Consider the following 20,237-nt stretch of genomic DNA (forward strand, 5'->3'; position numbering starts at 1 on the left):
ACCGTATAATTTATTAAGTAACAGCGAAAATTTTTGCCAGCCAAAGCGATATGGGTAACAAGCAAACAATTAATAATGCCGAATAAATTGTGCCGAAAGTGGCCGACCAGGCTGCATCCATAAGTATCAATGAAATAACCCCGGCTTTAACAGCACTGCCAATGTTTTTCCCCACAGGGTTTTGAATGGCTTTAAATAAAGGCTTGAATATCATCCACAAAAACGGGATAAGAATAATGGCAGATAATAAAAGTTTATTATTGAGGTATGAAAACCAGAGAATAAAGCCAGTTACTATGCTGTATAATATGGCTGCTATATATAAATTTCTTTTACTGCCCCCGTGTACCTCGCCACGACTTATCATGGTAATAGAAAAAATGTAGACAACAGGTACAACGGCTAAAAAGTACCATGCGGGTAATTTATCGGTTAACACACTTATACCTAATAGCAGGTTTAAACCCCTGCAAAAGCCCATATTTAACGGGCCAAAAAAGAAATGGTGCTTGCTTATTTTGTTATACAGCAGCGCTAAGAAACTTATAGCCGCGGCTAACGATCCAGATACAGGGCTAACCACGCCGGCTAAAATAATACCGGCTACTAAAAATATACTTCCAAATAGAATGGCATTTTGCAGGCTAATCTTACCGCTTGGAATAGCGCGCTCGGGGCGTTCCACCTTATCAAGGTCGGCATCAAAAACATCGTTAAATATAATGCCCCCACTATAAAGACATGCGGTTGAAAGGCATAATAGTATTACAGCGTGTAAGTGGGGGACCAAACTTCCGTGTAAAAAAATACCGGCAATAGCAGTACCCGCCAAAACATCGGCAACCGAGGTGATCACGTTAGCGGGCCTCATCATTTGCAGATAAACCATTGCCTTTTTCAACCTGTCAGCTTATTATAATGGACGATTTATCAATACGGGGCTGCTGGCCACCACGCAGGATGCTGTTCCCTTCAAATCGCGCGCTTTGGTCAATAGCAGCAACAAAATCGGCTTCGTCTATTTGTCCACTTTGACCAAAAGCGGTAATGGCATTACGATAGGTTACCAACTCAATATCGGCAAGGCTTATGCCGTTTAGCTTCATTAAAGCTGCCGTTTTCGGCACGGCCATAGGGTCGCTAATACCCCAGTCGGCAGCCGAGTTGACCATAATGTTTTTAGGGTCGTATTGTTTTACAATTTCCACCATACGCTGATTACCCATTTTGGTAAATGGATATATGGTGAATGCCGCCCAAAAACCCCTGTCCAGCACCTCTTTCACTGTTTCCTCATTATTATGGTCGACAATTACCATCTGCGGGTCAAGTCCGTGCTCAAGGGCGATATCCATACTGCGCTGTGTACCGCGTTTTTTATCACGATGGGGTGTATGTATCTGTACAGGTAAACTGGCTTCTTTAGCCAGCTCTAATTGTAAACGGTAATATTTTTCTTCGGCTGCGGTTTGGTCGTCAAAACCAATTTCGCCAATGCCCACCACGCCTTCTTTGTAAATGAATAGCGGCAGCATCTCCATTACTTGTTCGGCCAGCGCTTCGTTATTGGCTTCTCTTGAATTTAACCCGATAGTACAATAATGTTTTATGCCAAATTGCGATGAACGAAACCTTTCCCAACCTACCAAACTGCTGTAGTAATCTTTAAAAGTATCAATACCCGTGCGTGGCTGGCCCAGCCAAAACGAAGGCTCTATCAGCGCCACTATGCCCGCATCGGCCATTGCCTGGTAATCATCAGTAGTGCGCGATGTCATATGCACATGAGGGTCAAAAAACTTCATCCCTTTTATTATGTCTATATCAAACTTTTCTACAGATCTTTCTAATGGTACATCTTTTTCCTCTGTATGGCTGCAACACATGTTATTTTAATTTTATTTTGAAAATTCAATCCTGTGAAATTTGCCCTGCTTCATGCTACTTAATTCTTCAGGGTTTACAAATTTTTCAACCAGGTACCAAAGCATGGCATTAACTTCGCGACCGGCAGCATGGCGTTCGCTGGCATAATCAATTAATATTCGCGCAAGCTCTTTATTAGCGCGGTCATCTAAACCGTATAGTTTATCAACCTGCTTTTCGGTAAAAAAGGCTTTTAAAACCATTTGGTTCCAGGCTGCTTCAGCCAGGTTTTCAACGGGGTAGGGGTTGCCATACATAATGGCTTCCAGTACCACACCTATATTGCTCCGTATGCCTTGGGCGCAGCGGTTAACCCACATTTCAGGATGGTTTAATAATGGCAACGCTGAATACAACGCAACTTCTTCATTCATTTCGGCAACCGAAAATAAATTCTCAATTGTATGGAAATATTTATCCTTATCAGGTTCGTTAAATTGGGATAACACCCAAACCCGGCAAAGGCGGTCTGCAGTCCAATTATCAACTAACAAGCCTGGCCTAATGATTTGAAGCAATGCTTGTTGACCAGTACTTATACGAATAATAGCTTTACCTGTTTTGCGCGGCATTATGCCAAAAGCTATGTTGAGTGTCGAAACACTATTGGTTGAAGCATATGTATTTAACCAATTCCAAGCTTCTGCGGAAATGTTAGCTGCTATTATTTCAGCGATCAGCGCCTTCAACTCCTCTGGCCTTTCCACGTTTATCATTAGATTATCTGCTGGCGAAATAATTAATTAGTAAGGCCCCTGCAATAATAAGCAGTCCAAAAAATTCCCTGGTTTGTTCAATATAGGGTTTTGTTGCCTGCATGGTTTCAACCAGGCTGGGTTTTTTGTATTTAATTATCCAATCGCGCACACCATCCTTTTGAAAAAAAAGTATAATGGCATAGATCAAATAAAACGTGATGAGGCACAGGTAAACGGTAGGATAAACCTTACCCCAGGCAGCCAGGCCGCAGCAAATGGCAGCACTTAAATATATGGGCACCCATAAGTACCAATCAATATCGTTTAAGTTCAGGTAAGCGAAAACCAGGAATGCGAGTAAAAAAATTATGTTTAAAATGATAAGCATATCAAATATTTATGTTTGATAAATACTATTAATTAAGGCTGTTTAAATACACAAGCAATTTAAAAATAAAAGCTTTTTATAAAAGCTAATAATCCATAAAAAATTGCTTTGTTTATGTAAAAAAAGCAGTTATATAACCTCTTTTATAGTATCGCCGGTTAAATGACCGATTTATATCGTACTATAATTTGTAACTGCATAAATGCGACCCGCTTACAAAATAGATTTTTCCATCTAAGTAATCCCCACCGGTATTAATGATCACAGGCGAGTTGGCAACCAAATTCAATTTAAACGTAACAGGATCAACCTTAACAATGGCTTTTTCAAACAGGATATAAATTTCTTTACCCGGACCGGTTACAAATATTCGTGGAGATTGCTCGCCGGCAGTCCTGTTACCGTAAATACCTTTGGGGTCAAACTCATAAACAACCGCTTTTTTGGCCGGGTCAAAAACAAAAAACCTTTGCTTGTCAGTAATACCATAGATAAGATTATCAGGCCCTTTGCATAAATCACTGTATTCCTGAACACCTGGTATAGGTGCAATGTGCCAATCTATATGCTTAGATGTAATATCCATGCAGTAAAGTTCGGCCAGGTTAGCTTTCTTTTCACCGCCGGTACCAGGAGCAGTAGTTGTACCGCCCAAAAATTTATTGCCGGGTAATGTCACCATGCTTATGGTCGACTGATCGGGAATAACTGCGCTATCTTTTAGTACTGTTTGTTGCTTTTTTTCTATATCCCAAAACAGTAACCCACCACCTGTATAACCATATTCCGGCGATCCGCTCATAATTATGGTTTTGTTATTGAGGACAGGCAATAACCTGAAAGGACGGTGAATTATGGGCGTTAATTTTGCTAAAAAGAACGGGTTGGTTTTTTCGCCAGGTTTTGTATCTACCCATGGCTTTGCTGGGTCCCACTCCAATAATTCACCAGAAGGGTATACCCCAAAATAAAACTTATTGCCTGCACGGGATAAGGCATTAAACTGTCCAAACGCACGTAGGTTTACCCATGTATCTTTCTTAGGGTCGTAGCTAAAAAAACGCATGGGGAAAGAAGTACCTCCTGCTAATTTACCATATTGTGTGGCGGCTACTCCCATAGTCCAGGCGCCGTCGCTGGTGTATTCAATTTGTACGGTTTTATCTGTTTTACTGGCCGCATCATAATATGTTATGGTTTTTTCCAGCAAATTAGCCGATTTTAGCAAGCTACCATCAGGGAATTTGTTGTAAAACAATCCCTGGTTCCCGGTAATAATTGGCTTTGCATTAACCGTATGGTGCTTGCCTATGTTTTGGCGCTCGCCATTACTAAATTCATACCAGTCGGCATCTTTTTTTTCTAACGCCTGGCCGTATACTTTCCCATCTAAATTAAGATATAGATAAGCTATCCCTCTTTTACGTTCGGCTTCTTTTAACATTTCCTTCACCTTGCCTGTTGCCGGATCAAAAGCAATGATCTGACTGGCGGCATTGCCTATAGCATAGTATATCCAGCCGCTTTTGTCGCGGGCAATAAACCTGGGGTACTGGTTCCAGTTTTGTTTATACAGATAACCGTAATCTTTAAACTCTTTAGTTTGCGGGTTAAATGAGATTAAACCGCTTTTCGGGTAGGTCGCCGCCCATATCACACCCTGCTCATCTTCAGTCATGGCCATGGTATTGGAAGGTAATGCTGTATGCTCAAATGTAAAGGCATCCTTCATAGGGTCAAACTCGGCAAAGTGATTGTTAAATAAAGTGTAAAATCTATTTTTACTGGAGAGCAGGGAGGCGTACGGCGCATCGCCTGGTGGAAACGGTACCGGGAATTGCTGGGATTTGCCAGTTTCCACATTAACTTCCAGCAAACAGTAGCCGCCGCGATGATCCATTAACAACATTAAAACTACTTTTTCACCATTACGGCCCGTTGTGGCGACGGTACCCCGGTGATTGCTTATAGGCGATGTTACGCCATGATCGTAAAACCCATTCCCCAGATTTTGCGCATTGGTATGCAAAATTGCGGTGAAAAAGCACAGCATCAATAAATAATATTTTTTGAGGCTTTCAGCATGCAGGGGCCATAAGCCCGGACGTTGTAGATGATCCATTGGTTTGATTAGTAATAGTTTAATGTAATTATATGCCAAGCATTTTTTTAGCGTTGCCTGATCTTAAGCGCTCCTTTAAAGTTTCGTCGGCCTCATTTGGTCTCAGCGATTCAATTCGTAACATACCGGTTAAATAATCCAATATGGGTGCATGTGTGCCGAATGCAAACTTATCTGCGCCATACAGGGTAATAAAATCGCTCATATTTGTAATATTTCTCCCGGATGTGTCAATTAGCAGATTGGTTTTTTTGATCAGGTTCACTTCTGCGGCCGATAGGGCCACATTGTTTGCCATATTCAATATCATATATTTAGCATCGGGCACTTCGGCTACAATAGGAAGAATGTTTTTCATGTTCCATTCGGGTTTGGGTGTACCTACAACATAATCAATATCCATCCACGACCGCTGACGGCTATCTACCATCCGGTAATCGAAACCTACCGGGACACCCAGATCCCTGGCCATTTTTACCGCTTCAATACAAGCCTTATCTGTAATACTGTAATCGTGATATTTAGGATGAAGCCTTACACCTTTCATACCCAGGGTTTTAATGCTGGTTTCCATATCTTTTTTCCAACCCGCGTATATGGGGTTAATTACAGCGAATGGGATGAAGCGTTTGGCGAAACGGCCATCAGACCTGATCTCATTTATCAACTCTTCATTTGCCGATTGTGTGTTTTTATAAAATATGCCGTTCAGGTTACTGACCACGGCCATATCTACCCCAAAAGTATCCATGCGGTTAAGCATGGTTTTGCAGGTATTGTATTGCAATTGTTGAAAAGGCCAATGGCCTACGTAAGCATTAATATCAATGAACATTGTTGCCCGCCTTTCTTAATATGTTATTAAAGTTTTCAAAAAATAGTTTCTTTTTCTGTGCCTCGGTAAGATTTGAAGCCAGCACTTTACCTACCGATTGGTAGTAGCAATTGTCCGACCCGAATACTACGCGGTCTTCGCCAAGTGTTTTAATGGCAAAGTCTATCATGTGTTCTTCATTATTACTGCCCGATGTATCTACATACACATTGGGGCTATTTGCCAGCGTTTTGCACATATATTCCCAATCGCCGCCACCGCCAATATGGGCAAATTGAAACATTGCTTCAGGATAACGTTTGGCGATATCAACAAAATCTTCGGGTATGGATACATTTGAAGGCTTGTTCCCATTGTACTTCATCCGATACCCGCCAACGCCTATCTGCGCCTCGGCGTGCATTAACATGATCATTTTTAAATCGATCATTTTTTCGATCAGTGGGTAAAAAAGCGGATCGTTGATCTTAACCTGATAATATACTTTAGCGCTTACCATACCTTCGCCTACGCATCGCTTTATTTCTTCAAGAGATTCTTTTGGGTGCATTGGGTTAAAGGTGAAACTACCCGAAAACTTGTCAGGGTGCATTTTCATGATATTTAAAACAAGGTTATTATTGTTGATGAACGATTCTACACGGCCATCAGGTACACCATTAATAATGCGTGTTACCGGGTTGGACAGGTATAGCTTATCAACACCCAGCCGGTCACAATAATCAAGCAGCACCAGGGCATGTTTTTTTTGCACATTTATATCGTCGCTTCCCAGACTTAAATGCACATGGGCATCCAGCTTTCGATATTTTTTCACATCACGCATAATGTTGTAACCACCTTTAGCGGTTTCTGCCAAAGGGGGCATAGAAATATCTTTTTGCTGTGAAGATGACCCTAATACCGTACTGGAGATGTAAGTCCCGGCAGCTGTCAAGGCGGTATTAAAAAGAAACTTTCTACGGTTAATTGGTCCGGACATTTTAATGTTTTGTAATGGTTTTTAATATGATAGGAAAAATCTGTAAAAGATTACCTTGGTTTAAATATACGGTTACGTACCCATAACACCAAATAAACACTTTTTTTATTAAATTTTTTTATTGTAACAATAAAAAAACATATATTCGGGTACGTAAACGATATTTCTATAAACTTCATCAAATCTTATTCCTATTATGAGCGATTATACAAGGAGGTCATTTGTTCAAACAGTAGCAAAAACTTCATTAGCAGCCGCGGTTGCCAGCGCGCTTCCATCTTTATCATTTGCAAGCTTTGCAGAGCCGGGAAAACTGGCCATACTTGGTGGCACAGCGGTGCGTACAAAGCCATGGTTATCATGGCCGGCTGCTATTGTTGATGAAAAAATGCTGTCCATACTTAGCGAAACTGCCAAAAGTGGTAAATGGAGCAGGATACAGGATGCTAAAGGGCGGGTTGCTACTTTCGAAAAGGAATATGCAGCTTTAACTGAAGCTAAATTTTGTGTGGGCACCGGTTCCGGAACGCAGGCATTAAGCACTTGTGTTGAAGCGCTTGGTATTGGTCCTGGGGATGAAGTAATTACATCACCATATACCGATTTCGGTACTATATCTGCAATTATTGGCAGCCGTGCGCTTGCGGTTATGGCCGATCTTGATCCTGCATCGTACCAGCTTGATCCTGCCGATGTTGAAAGAAAGATAAATAAAAATACCAAAGCAATTATGCCTGTACATATGATGGGCATGCCGTGCGATATGGAAAAAATAATGGCTATTGCCCGTAAACATAATTTATATGTAATAGAAGATGCCTGCCAGGCAAATTTTGGGCGCTACCAGGGTAAACAGCTGGGCACAATCGGCAATCTGGGTTGTTTCAGCTTTCAGGCCAGTAAGCAGATTGCCTGCGGTGAAGGTGGTGCTGTAATTGGTAATGATGAAGTATTAATGGATAAGGTTTACACAGTGCAAAATCATGGTACTACCCGGAAAGGAAGCAATGCTACCATTGGCCCTAAATACCGGATGAATGAATTTGAAGGCGCTATTTTATTAGGTCAGTTGCCGGGCGCTAAAGAACGGTACAAATTGCGGAACGAAAATGCTAAATATCTTACTGAAAAGCTAAAAGGAATACCAGGCCTTGTTCCTCAAAAACAATATCCGGGCACAGAAAGCAGTGGTTATTACTTATATGCCATGAGCTATAAGAAAGAACATTTTAATAATGCCGACCGTGCAAAGTTTATAAAAGCGGTTAACGCAGAGGGCGTACCTGTGAGTCCGTATATTAAAGGTTTACACACCGAACCATGGGTTGAACATATATTGGGGTTAAAGGAATATAAAAGCATGTATACATCTGCCCGTATTAAACAATACCGCGAATCGCTTGTACTACCAAACTGTGATTTAGTAGGGCAGCAGGAGATGCTGACAATAGGAGGTTCTAACCTGCTGCTGGGTAGTAAAGCGGATATAGATGATATTGCAAATGCATTTATAAAAGCTTACGAAAACCGCGATAAATTAAACAGTATACCAGAACATTAAATCCAGGCAGCAGTAATGTAAATGCTGCATTTATCACACGAGAAAACCCTGCTGATGATTCAGCAGGGTTTTCTTTTTCTAATAACTATACTATCTTTTATTTTGCTGCCCCTATCATATCCATGCCAACCATTTTCCCATCGGGCAAAGCTTTAAACATCGCTTTACTGGCCGCAGGGGCTTGTTTAGGATAATAATATTGCGGCCTTATAGTATTTAATGCTAAGCTACCTGCATCAGTAGTATGAAAATAGGTTGCTTTTGCTAAATGGGTGAAATCACACCCTGCTGCATGCATCAGGTTTTTTAATACTAAAAATATTTCTTCGGTTTGGGCGTTGGCATCGTTAAGTGTAGTACCGTATAGGGCCGAGAAATATACCCTCTTTCCAAAATTAAGCTGAGTGGCTTTGCTATATACCGGCGAGTGTGCCATTCCTGGAAGATCAAGAAAAGTTACAATGGTGTCTCTTTGGGTGGTAGCTTTGGGCGAGGCTGCAATTAATTCTATTTCAATTTCATATTCTTTACTGAGCCATTCTACATAAACAACTGGTGGTATTGGCGCTTCACCAAAGTATGCCGCTAATTCTTTTTCAACAACATTTATATCGGCAGTAGTATTCATAAAAGCACGTATCTGAACCACATCACGTTTATCTATTCCTAAGTATTTTAATGAAGCATCCAACTGCTGCAGGGTACCGTGTGTGCCTGGCTGTAGGGGGCCTTTTATGGCCTGCCCCGAAATATAAGTAACGCCACCCGCGGGCAAAACAGCCGCTTTTGTAGTAAACGAACGATAAGCAGTATTTTTACTAAAGTACCTAACATTTTTTTTAGTCGTTTTTGATACAGCAACTATATCCATGGCTATATCGGCCCCGTTCCATAGTTTGTAAATAAGGTATGTTACTGCCGGCTTTGTTTTGCCTGGAAATTTTAGTGCAAGCTGCCTTTTAATTTGGGGGATATATTTTTCGGAACTTACATGAATGTTTAGTTTAACTATATGATCAAAGTCTGAATTACTATCTTCTAATATTACCTCTGCATTCTTAAATACCTGTCTTATTTGAGCGTGAATGTCATTCTTCCCTATAATATCACCGGCTTTATTAAAAGGGAATACCTGAGATGTATGGGTTAAGGGCACATTATCAACAACCACCGCTGCCGAAGTTCCTGTTTGGGCAGATGGTTCAATAGACTTAAGTTGAGCGTAAGCAGGCATTAATGCAATGAATAATAGGGCAAAGGCGAAGATTTTCATAATAGCTATATAAGCAAACTGCCGGAATAATTTATAAAACTATCCCGGCAGCGTGGTATTTGTAAATGTTATTCAACGTTTGCTATGGGCGCCCAATAGGTACAAGCGCCTTCAGCACGAACAGGGCCTTTAAACAAAGTGCATTTACCGCATGTTGCCCCTGGCGGCGGTTTTAAATATAAACCGCAGTTACCGCAATGTTTATCAGGGATAGGTGCTTTGTTAACGTAAGCCAATTTCTTTCTTTTTTCCAGGTCTGCCGGCGATACACCGGTCATATCATCACATGGGCTTGGTGCTTCTTTTGCAGCTGCATCAGCTTTTTTAGGTGCGCCTGCTTTTTGGTGAACAGCCTTCTTTTTAGATTTTAAGCCTGTTTGGTGGGGTTGCTGGTCACCTTCAAGCTGCGAGCGGTCTTTAGCTAAAGCTTTCACCGCATTTAATCCAAAGGCTAAGGTCCCGCCTAATAACAGCGAGCCTGTAAATAGCTTTTTGCTGATGAATTCTCTTCTTGAATATTTATTTTCTTCCATAATGGTGTTTCAATTTAGTTAATATACCTTTTTTAAGGATGCTATAAGTTGTTTGCATGAAGCATCAGTATCAATTTTAGCACTGCTTAAAGTTGCTTTCAGTTCATCTGACGATGTTGTTGATCGTTGTAAACCCTTTGCCAAGCCTTTGGTTGATGATAATAACCAAGCCCCTTTTTGGTTATCCAACACCGATAAATACGCTGCTACCTGCGCTTTATTGTTACGTGCACCAATAACATTAGACAGGTCTCCAACAAAAGCTAATTTCCAGGGCTCTTCATTTTGGAAAAAGTTATTATCACTGGCTAAAGCGTTGTTAAGTTCAACAGATGATCCAATATTTGAACTTAGCACCGCTGTTCGGAACCATGTATCCTCGCCGTATTTTTTTAATACTTTTATAAGGGTTGGGGTTACTTGCGGTCCCGAGAAATTACCAAGACTTAATACAGCCTGGAAAGCTACACGATATGCCGGGTCATCGGTTTTCTGTATTACCTGTGGTAACAATTCGGGATAACGTTCAGCTAATATTAACGCGTTTTCACGAACACCCGCTTCCTGGTCATCCAGCGCTTTTTTAACTATTTGGGCATTTAAGGCGTGTAATCCTTCAAGTACATAAATAGCATGCAGGCGTGCACGTGGGTCCTGAGTTTTGGCCAGGAAAGCCTTTACTACTGGTATAACAGTTTTATCCTGGCGCTCTATCAATAATCTGTGTGCAGTTGTAATATACCAGCCATTTGGATTAGCCAGATATGGTACTAATTGCGCACTGCTCATTTTTCTAAAATTAATAGTTGCAGCCTTGTAATTGGCATCTTCAGGCAAAATGCGATAGATACGGCCCTTATCGCTGCCTGCCATAAAATCCATATCTGCTTTCAGGTCATCTTCAATTGATACAGGGGTTTCAATATGCTGCCTGTAATAATCAACAAGATACATATAACCATCAGGGCCTGAAGATATGGTGATTGGCCTGAACCATGTATCGGTTGATGACAAAAATTCGCTGTCCTGCTCGCTTGCGGGCCTGCTGGCTACCAAAGCGGGTATTTTAGTACTTGGTGTAAGGATGTCCCTGTGCAGCAAGCTACCTGCTACGTCGGTTACAAAGTAATTGCCATAAAATTCTTTTGGTAAGCCAGTGCCGTTATAAATAACACCACCTGCCGCGCCGGTAAAATGATCACGCTCGTACTCTACCCGGTTCAAGCCATTTTCCTTAAAAGCTGCATTACGCCTTCTCGATCTTTCCGCGCGCCAGTATGGAGTTACCGTTTTCTGGAACATCAGTTCCTTATGGTCGGTAATACTTACGTTAAACGCGCTTGTTGGCAAAAAGCCGTGGCGATGCGTATATCTCCAGGGGATAATTGATTGTTGGGCATGGATAGAGTTTTCGGTGAAAAAGCGGTGTCCCCAGTCGTCGATAGTTTGGCCAAACTGGCCTGGACCTGTTTCCAGTTCAAACTGGTTACGGTCTAAGCGGAACCTGAAATCGGCACCCTGAACCTGGATTGGTTTGCTTCCTGGTTTTTTAACAAAGGTAATCATACCGCTGCTGCCACGATTGTTGGCATATATCCAGTTATCTACACCAAAACGCAAGCCTGTAACCTGCGCTTCCGAATTACTTGAAAAGAAACCCGAGAAAAGTACCTGCCTAACATCTGCTTTGCCATCGCCGTTGGTATCTTTTAAATAAAGGATATAAGGGGCAGCTGTAATAATTAGTCCACCTTTCCAGGGCAAAATGCTAGTGCCCTCGGTAATATGGTCGGCAAATACTACGGCTTTGTCCACGCGGCCATCACCATCAGTATCAATTAGTTTACGTATCTGGCCTTTGCCTTTACCGGGTTCAACCTCGAATGGGTAATCGGGCATTTCAACTACGTAGGCATTTCCCTGATCATCAAATTGCAGGTCGACGGGATCTAACACATATGGTTCGGCAGCATAAAGCTGAACTTTAAGGCCTTTTGCAATATTTATTTTTTTTAGTGATTCTTCGGGCGTTTGCGGGCCCGCGTAACGTTGTGCAAAACATGAAAAACCAATACCTAATGATAATGATAATACGCGTGCAACTTTTGATATGCTTAGATTATCCATACTGTTATTTAACTTTGTTTTAGAGGTAATTGAATAGGGCCGTTATAGCATGATATCCAAATATAATATCTTTCGTGTACGTACACAAATTATTATTTAAATTTTTTTAAAGCCAATATAACTATTACAATTACCGCCTAAAAATATCATATTTTATCAGTGCGCTCCACTGATAAAAACAAGCTGCTAATGTATAAGAGCAGATATTTTTGTAATCGTTTAACAAGCCGGTAAGTTTATTTATAACCTAATTATCATTGTTTAATGATGTAAGCATTTCTTCAACTTCGGGGTTGGCTTTTTTGCCAAATGATAAACCTACAACTACATACAGTATTAACGATGTAAATATTGGCGTGGCTACTTCCATCCCCAGCGTGGCATGCATAAACAGTTTCAAATAAACAAATGCAAGCAGCCCCCCGAAAATAGATGCTAATGCAGCCACGCTGCCGCAACGCTTAAAGGCCGGTAGTAAACCCAGTATCATTGGGATGGAAATAGGGCCTATTAATGCTGAAAACCAGGCAATAATTAATCCTAATACACCACCAAAAGATTGCGAACGGATGGCTACTACGATAGTGATCAGGATAAATATTAATGTAGTGATGCGTGCCACCATTAACATTTTTTTAGCATTAAACTGTGTGAGCCTTTTAAAGAGGAAGGGTAAAATATCCCTGGTTATTACGGCTGAAATGGTGTTGGCATCAGCCGATGTCATTGACAAGGTGTTGGCAAACATAGATGCTAAAAGCAAACCAACTAAACCCGGTGGCAGAAATTTCATTGCCATTAACGAGTATGATTGAGTAGGCTCGGCCAGGTTTTTTATAAAAATAGGCGCCGCAAACATCGGGAAGAATAGAATGAGTGGCCATATCAGATATAAAAGTGTTGACAGAACGGCTGCTTTACGCGCTTCTGTCCCTGACGATGCTGACATAAAACGTGTAGCCAAATGCCACGTGCCGCCGCCATAACTGAAAAAATAGATGACCATAATAGCGCAAACAAAAAGCGGGGTATATGGATCGTTAAAAATATGCGAATGTTCAGGCGGAAGCCGGTCCCACATAGAGAATATGCCGTGTACACCATCGCCTAATTGGATAAGGATCATTACAAACATAGTACACCCCGCAACCAACTGAATAAAAAACGAAGCAAAATCATTCCAAACATCGGCCCACAGGCCACCCAAGGTTATATAAACCAGCGTAACTGTGCCGGCTATAGCAATACCACCTACAAATGAAATGCCGGTAAAAGCATGCAGTAATACACCTATAGCAGCCCATTTAGCGCCTACATCAAATACTTTTATAACTACGCCAAACCAAGCCATTACCTGTTGGGTGGGTAAATTATAACGGGCTGCCAAATATTCGGTAGGGGATTGTATTGATCTTTTTGACCTAAGCCTGGCCCAGCGGGGGGCAATGTAAAAGGTAGTTAGTATCATGGAAAGTGCTATACCCAAAGCCCACCATATATATAAAGTGAAGCCATGTGTATAGGCCACCCCGGCGTAGGCCACAAACACCGCCCCACTATAACCCGAAACGTGATGCGATACGCCCGACAGCCACCAGGGAAGTTTACCCCCGGCGGTATAGAAATCGGCCGAAGACTTAATCTTCATATAGCCTATAAACCCAATAACTACCAACATAAGGAAATATGCCACTAATACGATATAATCTATCCGTGCCATATGCTAAGCTTTATGGATAAAACGGCCATAACCTCAGTTATAGATAGGGCATGGATTGTGTATTGTGCACAGCGTGGTAGAATTTTTTTCTGCTTCATTTAAGTTTGTTTATGTCGGAATATTTATAGCGTTATTAATTTTCCTGTACGTGCACTTTCATATATGGCCAGTACTATTTTTACCGATTTCCTGGCCTCCTCGCCATCAATTAATGGCTTGCTTCCGGTATTAATAGCATGTATCATATCTTCCATTTGTCGTTGGTGACCCAAGTAACTGATTGAAAGTGGATCGGACGCGCCGCCTTTAGCGCTGCCATTTGTTGAAAACTGTTCTCTTATGTATTTATCCTCATCGGCCTCGCTTTCAAAATGCCACTTTACCACATCATTATCTTCAAGTGTTATCGTGCCCGTTGTGCCCATTATTTCCAGGCGTTTTAATATCCCGGGATAGGCCGCTGTTGTACATTCAATTGTACCCAGCGCCCCACTGGAAAATTTTAGCACAGCAACAGCGGTATCTTCTACTTCAATGTTTTTGTGCCTGGTATTTGCAGTAAATGCCTGTACCGATTCTATAGGTCCCATACACCATTGCAGCATATCTACTGAATGTATGGCTTGGTTCATTAACGCCCCTCCGCCATCCAATTCCCATGTGCCGCGCCATTCGGCTGAAGCGTAATAGGCTTCGGTACGGCTCCATTTAACATAAGCGCTGCCCAATACCATATTACCAAACCTGTTGGCTTCAATGGCCTTTTTTACTGCTTTACTTACATCATAAAAGCGGGTAGGGTATACTACGGCCAGCAAAACGCCCTTGGCTTTTGCTGCATTAATTAGTTTATCAGTTTTTTCTAACGTTACTTCAATTGGTTTTTCAATCAGGCAGTGCTTGCCGGCTTCAATAACTTTAAGCGCTGGCTCTAAATGCGCACCCGATGGTGTGCAAATACACACAATATCTAAATTTTTTACTTGAAGTAATTCATCTAAAGAATGATATGCTGCACAATTATACTGTGCGGCAAATGCCTTTGCTTTGTTTTCCGATCTGTTATATACACCTATTAAATTGGCATGCTCAATTGCTGCAATAGCTGTTGCATGTATCCCGGCTATTGCCCCTGTGCCAACTATCGCGAAATTGAATTGAGATGATATCATATACATTATTTATATAGCAATACTTATTCGCCAAAAACAGTTATTAGGCTAATCGTTTACGTACCCGTAAACTTAACACATATATTGTAAAAACAAAAATATTTTTTTAATCAGTCAAATTATAGCAAAAAAACTGTTTATATAGTAATGCCGCTAAGCATATCAATATTGAATGTAACTGCTAATTTTGATAATAAGGGCAGTTTACTTTTGTAACAATATCTATAGGCATAAAATGTACTTTTTCAACCGGCAATGAAAATGCCAGGTGTTTATAAAGTGACATTACACCACGATAGGCCTGTTCTTTAGGTTTTTGGCAGATCAGAAAATCAATAACACCATTATTTACATATTCAAGGTTCTCCTTAAGGAAGTCGAACCCTATCAATATAACATCCTTTTTAGACTCATCTATATAACGCGCTACCCACGATACCCGGGAATTAGTTACAAATACAACTTTAATATTATCGTTTTCCCTGAAGGTTTCAGAAAGCGTTTCTTCAATTGATTTGTAATCGGTTTGTTTAATATCCAGTTTCAGGATATCATTTGGTTTATGATGGTCTTTAAAATAAGCGCGGGTACCTTCTTCCTTTTTTAACAGGTGGTGACGGTTGTCTATTTCTTTAGAAATATTTACAATTAGCACCTTATCCTTATCACTAATAAGATAACTAATCAATTGGGCGGCTAAATAACCACTTTGATACAAGTTAGGGCCTATATAACTCAGGCTGTCGTTATTCGGAAGATCTGAATTAAATAATACATATGGTATACCCAGCTCCGTGCAGCCATTAGTAAACTTTACAGATTCTTCTACAAAAGAGGGCGCCAACAAAACACCATCCGGGTTGCTTTCTAAAATTATTTTAGTCTGGTCGGTAAAGGAATCGCTGGAATTTTGATCGTAAAAATATTTATCTATAATAATGCCTAACTGATTTATTTCCCCTTCTGCTTGTTCAATTCCGCTTAGCGGGGCCTCCCAATAGCTGGTTTCTTTTGAGCCCATAGGAATTAGGGTAGCTAACCGTATTGTTTTGCGCGATGCAAGGCGTTGGGCAAGTAAATTAGGCTGATAATTAAGTTCGATAATGATCTCGTTGATCTTATCTTTAGTTTGTTTTGAAACCCCTGGCCGGTTATGAAGCACCCTGTCAACAGTAGCAATTGATACATTTGCCCTTCTGGCAATTTCCTTTACGCCTTTAAGTTCAGTAGTGCTCTTTTTCACCTTTAGACTTAGATATGGTTGGTCAAAATCTTAATTGTGCAATTATAATTTATTTTTATTGTTTTTACTAATATAATACCTAAGCCCCAAAGCAATAAATATTTTAACCCCAACTGCTATAATTAATAATTAAGTAATATATATAGAATTCGATTTTCATAGTAATGTATCGCATACCTTACTATCCTTTAAATTATAACCGCTTCAATAATGGATTTGTCGATCGCAATTTAAGCTACGCTGGTTGCTAATGTCAATTTGGCAATAGTTGTTTACGTACACGATTTGGTTTTTTTCTGCATTTTATTTGGAAATAATAAATTAACCTCTTACATTCGGGTACGTTAACGGAAGTATTAAACCAACTATTGTACCGTAAAGGAGAATGTGTTTTTACTAACGACAGGCTTCCTAATGGTACGTGTGGTTTGAAGTTAGTTAAAATTGGTTATGGCATTAATAATAATCGCCGGAATTGAGAACTCCGGCGATATGCCAGTTTAACGGATAGAAGGGGGAAAGGGAGGTTAATATATATTAATATAATTCCAAATCACGGTTACTCTGAAAGGATAAGTTGGTGAAGCGATGTGTTACTTGTATTAAAGCATGATGAGGGGAGATAAGTAAGCAGTTTACTGAACGTACTAAAGTAAATTAAGCATCATAGAGTATAATGGCATTTGGCGTGCAAGCATACTAATGCGGTATATGCCGCAACTATTTATATATAAATAATTGCAACTACAAACTAATTAACGCCCATTTATTAATATGATGAGAAAATTTACAAAACCTAATTCACTTCTTCGCGGGCATTCGCAATCTGTAAAATGGATTGTCGTTTCGGGGCTTGCGTTGTTGCTTGGAAACCACTCCGAAGCACAGCAAAAAAAGCTGCCTGTTAAAGATACGATAACAGCGGCCGGTTTGCTGATGAAGCCCGTGCCGCTATTGTATGGCGCACAGCAAAAAAAGTACATTACCGGTGCCGTTTCGGCTATATCGGGTGCCGATGTAAGTAACACCCCGGGTACCAACCGCTTAAATTCGCTTTCAGGGCGTTTAACTGGCCTTTCAGTAACACAGCTTAGCGGGTTACCCAGCTCGGAAGATAATTTCTACCAGGTAAGGGGTTTCCATTCGTTTGTGGGTAGCGGCAGGCCAATGGTACTTATAAACAACAGGCTTGACGATATTAATGAAATTGAACCGCACGATATTGAAAGCATTACGGTGCTTAAAGATGCTGCCGCAACCGCATTGTATGGGCTTAATGGGGCAAATGGTATTATACTGATTACCACCAAACGCGGGCAAACCGGTAAAATCAAGATCAGCTATAATGCCGAATCTTCTTTTCAGCAGCCAACGCGCTTGCCAAAATTTTTAGATTCCTATAACTACGCGTTGCTTTATAATGAAGCTCAATTAAATGATAACCCTACGGCAACACCTAAATACAATGCGGCCGCGTTGCAGGCTTATCAAAACGGAAGCGATCCGTTCCTTTATCCTAACGTAAACTGGATAGATCAAACATTAAAAAACTCGTCGCTGCAAATAAGGAATAACATTAATATATCAGGCGGGGGCGATCAGGTTAAATATTATTTTTCAGCCAGCTATTTATACGATAATGGCATATTTAAGGTTGATAAAAGCATTAATACCTACAATACCAATTCAAACCTTGGTGTTTTTAATGTTCGTGGCAATGTAGATATCAACGCCTCCAAATACCTGGTGATATCTGCCGATCTGCGTTCTAAGCGTGAAACACGTAACGCACCGGGCCCATTAGCATTTAGTTCGCCTACTTACGATCAAACAATTTTCACCGCTATTTATAGTACACCGGCTAACGCTTACCCGGTTAAAAATGCCGATGGATCTTTAGGCGGTAATGCAACTTATACCAATAACCCTTACGGTACACTGAATTATGCCGGGTATACTAACTATCTCAGCACATCATTAACCGGCAGCATGGGTTTTGCTTACGACCTTGGCACTTTAACCAAAGGCCTAAAAGTAAAAGTTGACTTTGGCTTTACCAACTACGATGAATTGCAGGTAAGCAGGGGCAAAACATTTGCAGTATATACACCGCTTACTGCCACTACCTACACAAAAATTAATGCTGATGGTATAGTATCGGCTTCAAGTGGTGGCTATACAGCCCGTCAGCGTATTTACGATCACTTTGCTATGTTGAATTATGACAGGGAGTTTGGCGATCATAGCATAAACGCTATGGCAATGTATGAATTGCAACAGTTAGATAACGCGAGCGTAAACACGCTCGCACAGAACTTCCAGGGCCCCAAAGGCCGGTTATCTTATCGTTTTAAAAACAGGTACCTGGTCGATTTCGTAGCGGCATACCAGGGAAGCGAACAGTACCCGCCTAACCACCGTTATGGTTTTTTCCCGGCAGTATCGGCAGGATGGATCATCTCAGATGAACCTTTTCTTAAAGGAAGCGCTATCGATCTGTTTAAGATCAGGGGCTCGTATGGCAAAACAGGTAATCAGGTCAACGGTCTGTATTTTGATTATCTCAGCTCGTACACCCAGGCAGCCAGCTTAGGCGGCTCTTTTGGCACCACGCCAGCCCCAAGTACAGGCGGATATCAAAACCAAATTGCCAACCCGTTGGTAACCTGGGAAAGCGATCTGAAAACGAATATAGGCTTAGATCTTGCTTTTTTACATAACCGGCTTAGCGCATCAGTTGATGTGTTTAAAGAACGCACCACAAATATTATGGTTACCAATTCCATATCAGCCATGTATGGTGCCAGAATTAACACCCCAAGCGGCATTTTTGAAGACCGGGGTTTAGAAGTGCAGGCCGCGTGGACAGACCATGTCGGTAGCCTGGAATACACCATAGGCGGTAACCTGTCTGTAGCAAAAAACAAGATCGTATTCCAAAACGAAGCCGCCAGGAATTATCCGTGGATGTATCAAACCGGAAACCCGTATGGTTCGCGTATGGGCTATGTTTTCGATCGTTATTTTACAGAAGCCGATATAGCATCGGGCAACTATCCTAATCAATCATCATTAGGAACACAAAAAGCCGGCGATTTAAAATATAAAGATTTAAACGGCGACAATGTTATTGATGCTAATGACATTGCTGTTATTGGTGCTGCCAAATATCCCGAAGTGAACTTTGGCGCTAATTTGGGATTGAAATACCACGCATTTGATTTGAATATGTTTTTCCAGGGCACAAGCCATGGCACTACCTACAATTCAGGGCCTACCGTTTACGAGTTTGTTAACAGCGGTAAAGGCAACGTAGTAGAACATCACCTGGATAGGTGGACGCCAGGATCAGGCCAATCGGCCGCATATCCGCGACTAACACTTACCAATACAAACAACTTTGTTACCAGTTCCTTCTGGCTTAAAGATAATTCATTCGTAAGGCTTAAATATGTTGAAGCAGGCTATACACTACCTGTAAACTTGCTTAAGAAAATCGGCGTATCCAGTACACGTGTATTTGTAAATGGATATAATGTGCTGCTTTGGGATAAGGTTAAAGAGAAAGATCCCGAAGCAAACGATAGTGGTTTGACTTACCCGCTTCAGCGCTCTTTCAGTATAGGGCTTAACTTGAAATTTTAATCCTTAATAATA

The 20,237-nt window shown here is 41.0% G+C and carries 15 protein-coding genes; 2 read left to right on the top strand and 13 right to left on the bottom strand.

Translation table 11 applies throughout. The features are described 5' to 3' along the window. Window positions 1–13: 13 nt before the first annotated feature. The 7 genes from eboC to IRJ18_RS03835 all read right to left on the bottom strand — a co-directional run bounded on the left by eboC (window position 14) and on the right by IRJ18_RS03835 (window position 6,951). Window positions 14–889, bottom strand: coding sequence for a UbiA-like protein EboC (eboC, locus tag IRJ18_RS03805; RefSeq protein WP_228072536.1), 876 nt, complete (start codon window positions 887–889; stop codon window positions 14–16). Window positions 890–905: 16 nt separating this feature from the next. After that, the gene (locus IRJ18_RS03810; RefSeq protein WP_194104879.1) at window positions 906–1,886 is read right to left on the bottom strand and encodes a TatD family hydrolase; all 981 of its coding nucleotides are present in this window, start codon (window positions 1,884–1,886) and stop codon (window positions 906–908) included. Window positions 1,887–1,898: 12 nt separating this feature from the next. Then, a complete protein-coding gene (locus IRJ18_RS03815; RefSeq protein ID WP_194104880.1) occupies window positions 1,899–2,642 on the bottom strand; it encodes an EboA domain-containing protein in 744 nt (247 codons plus the stop codon). Between the two features lie 4 nt (window positions 2,643–2,646). Then, complete coding sequence (locus IRJ18_RS03820) at window positions 2,647–3,012, bottom strand: transmembrane 220 family protein (RefSeq protein ID WP_194104881.1); 366 nt, start codon at window positions 3,010–3,012, stop codon at window positions 2,647–2,649. A gap of 181 nt (window positions 3,013–3,193) precedes the next feature. Next, on the bottom strand, window positions 3,194–5,134 hold the full coding sequence (locus IRJ18_RS03825; RefSeq protein WP_194104882.1) for an NHL repeat-containing protein: 1,941 nt from the start codon (window positions 5,132–5,134) through the stop codon (window positions 3,194–3,196). A 28-nt stretch (window positions 5,135–5,162) separates the two neighbouring features. Next, a complete protein-coding gene (locus IRJ18_RS03830) occupies window positions 5,163–5,969 on the bottom strand; it encodes an amidohydrolase family protein (RefSeq protein ID WP_194104883.1) in 807 nt (268 codons plus the stop codon). Further along, entirely contained in the window at window positions 5,959–6,951 is a 993-nt protein-coding gene (locus IRJ18_RS03835; RefSeq protein WP_228072537.1) for an amidohydrolase family protein, read from the bottom strand. The genes IRJ18_RS03830 and IRJ18_RS03835 overlap by 11 nt, the downstream gene beginning before the upstream one ends. Window positions 6,952–7,147: 196 nt before the next feature. Between IRJ18_RS03835 and IRJ18_RS03840 the strand changes: the two genes are divergently transcribed. Continuing rightward, window positions 7,148–8,512: a DegT/DnrJ/EryC1/StrS family aminotransferase gene (locus IRJ18_RS03840; protein WP_194104884.1), complete on the top strand. Its 1,365-nt coding sequence runs from the start codon at window positions 7,148–7,150 to the stop codon at window positions 8,510–8,512. A gap of 97 nt (window positions 8,513–8,609) precedes the next feature. Here the strand turns inward: IRJ18_RS03840 and IRJ18_RS03845 are convergent, their stop codons facing one another. The 6 genes from IRJ18_RS03845 to IRJ18_RS03870 form a co-directional block, all read right to left on the bottom strand. Continuing rightward, on the bottom strand, window positions 8,610–9,785 hold the full coding sequence (locus tag IRJ18_RS03845) for a RidA family protein (protein WP_194104885.1): 1,176 nt from the start codon (window positions 9,783–9,785) through the stop codon (window positions 8,610–8,612). 68 nt (window positions 9,786–9,853) lie between these two features. Further along, complete coding sequence (locus tag IRJ18_RS03850) at window positions 9,854–10,318, bottom strand: high-potential iron-sulfur protein (RefSeq protein WP_194104886.1); 465 nt, start codon at window positions 10,316–10,318, stop codon at window positions 9,854–9,856. An 18-nt stretch (window positions 10,319–10,336) separates the two neighbouring features. Continuing rightward, window positions 10,337–12,445 carry a PVC-type heme-binding CxxCH protein gene (locus tag IRJ18_RS03855; protein WP_194104887.1) on the bottom strand — a complete coding sequence of 703 codons (2,109 nt, stop codon included), beginning with the start codon at window positions 12,443–12,445 and terminating at the stop codon, window positions 10,337–10,339. A gap of 247 nt (window positions 12,446–12,692) precedes the next feature. Beyond that, window positions 12,693–14,165 carry a sodium:solute symporter family protein gene (locus IRJ18_RS03860; RefSeq protein WP_194104888.1) on the bottom strand — a complete coding sequence of 491 codons (1,473 nt, stop codon included), beginning with the start codon at window positions 14,163–14,165 and terminating at the stop codon, window positions 12,693–12,695. A 122-nt stretch (window positions 14,166–14,287) separates the two neighbouring features. After that, complete coding sequence (locus tag IRJ18_RS03865) at window positions 14,288–15,337, bottom strand: Gfo/Idh/MocA family protein (RefSeq protein WP_194104889.1); 1,050 nt, start codon at window positions 15,335–15,337, stop codon at window positions 14,288–14,290. 181 nt (window positions 15,338–15,518) lie between these two features. After that, window positions 15,519–16,580 (bottom strand): LacI family DNA-binding transcriptional regulator, encoded by a 1,062-nt coding sequence (locus tag IRJ18_RS03870; RefSeq protein ID WP_194104890.1) that lies wholly within the window; start codon window positions 16,578–16,580, stop codon window positions 15,519–15,521. Window positions 16,581–17,354: 774 nt separating this feature from the next. On the opposite strand from IRJ18_RS03870, the gene IRJ18_RS03875 reads away from it, so the two are divergent. Beyond that, the gene (locus IRJ18_RS03875) at window positions 17,355–20,225 is read left to right on the top strand and encodes a SusC/RagA family TonB-linked outer membrane protein (protein WP_194104891.1); all 2,871 of its coding nucleotides are present in this window, start codon (window positions 17,355–17,357) and stop codon (window positions 20,223–20,225) included. Window positions 20,226–20,237 lie beyond the last annotated feature (12 nt).

It is taken from the genome of Mucilaginibacter boryungensis (genome assembly GCF_015221995.1).
Lineage (GTDB): Bacteria > Bacteroidota > Bacteroidia > Sphingobacteriales > Sphingobacteriaceae > Mucilaginibacter > Mucilaginibacter boryungensis.

What these genes read in the sequence shown, in the direction of transcription:
- eboC (WP_228072536.1), bottom strand. Translation starts at nt 889, where the DNA reads ATGGTTTATCTGCAAATGATGAGGCCCGCTAACGTGATCACCTCGGTT.
- IRJ18_RS03810 (WP_194104879.1), bottom strand. Translation starts at nt 1,886, where the DNA reads ATGTGTTGCAGCCATACAGAGGAAAAAGATGTACCATTAGAAAGATCT.
- IRJ18_RS03815 (WP_194104880.1), bottom strand. Translation starts at nt 2,642, where the DNA reads ATGATAAACGTGGAAAGGCCAGAGGAGTTGAAGGCGCTGATCGCTGAA.
- IRJ18_RS03820 (WP_194104881.1), bottom strand. Translation starts at nt 3,012, where the DNA reads ATGCTTATCATTTTAAACATAATTTTTTTACTCGCATTCCTGGTTTTC.
- IRJ18_RS03825 (WP_194104882.1), bottom strand. Translation starts at nt 5,134, where the DNA reads ATGGATCATCTACAACGTCCGGGCTTATGGCCCCTGCATGCTGAAAGC.
- IRJ18_RS03830 (WP_194104883.1), bottom strand. Translation starts at nt 5,969, where the DNA reads ATGTTCATTGATATTAATGCTTACGTAGGCCATTGGCCTTTTCAACAA.
- IRJ18_RS03835 (WP_228072537.1), bottom strand. Translation starts at nt 6,951, where the DNA reads ATGTCCGGACCAATTAACCGTAGAAAGTTTCTTTTTAATACCGCCTTG.
- IRJ18_RS03840 (WP_194104884.1), top strand. Translation starts at nt 7,148, where the DNA reads ATGAGCGATTATACAAGGAGGTCATTTGTTCAAACAGTAGCAAAAACT.
- IRJ18_RS03845 (WP_194104885.1), bottom strand. Translation starts at nt 9,785, where the DNA reads ATGAAAATCTTCGCCTTTGCCCTATTATTCATTGCATTAATGCCTGCT.
- IRJ18_RS03850 (WP_194104886.1), bottom strand. Translation starts at nt 10,318, where the DNA reads ATGGAAGAAAATAAATATTCAAGAAGAGAATTCATCAGCAAAAAGCTA.
- IRJ18_RS03855 (WP_194104887.1), bottom strand. Translation starts at nt 12,445, where the DNA reads ATGGATAATCTAAGCATATCAAAAGTTGCACGCGTATTATCATTATCA.
- IRJ18_RS03860 (WP_194104888.1), bottom strand. Translation starts at nt 14,165, where the DNA reads ATGGCACGGATAGATTATATCGTATTAGTGGCATATTTCCTTATGTTG.
- IRJ18_RS03865 (WP_194104889.1), bottom strand. Translation starts at nt 15,337, where the DNA reads ATGATATCATCTCAATTCAATTTCGCGATAGTTGGCACAGGGGCAATA.
- IRJ18_RS03875 (WP_194104891.1), top strand. Translation starts at nt 17,355, where the DNA reads ATGATGAGAAAATTTACAAAACCTAATTCACTTCTTCGCGGGCATTCG.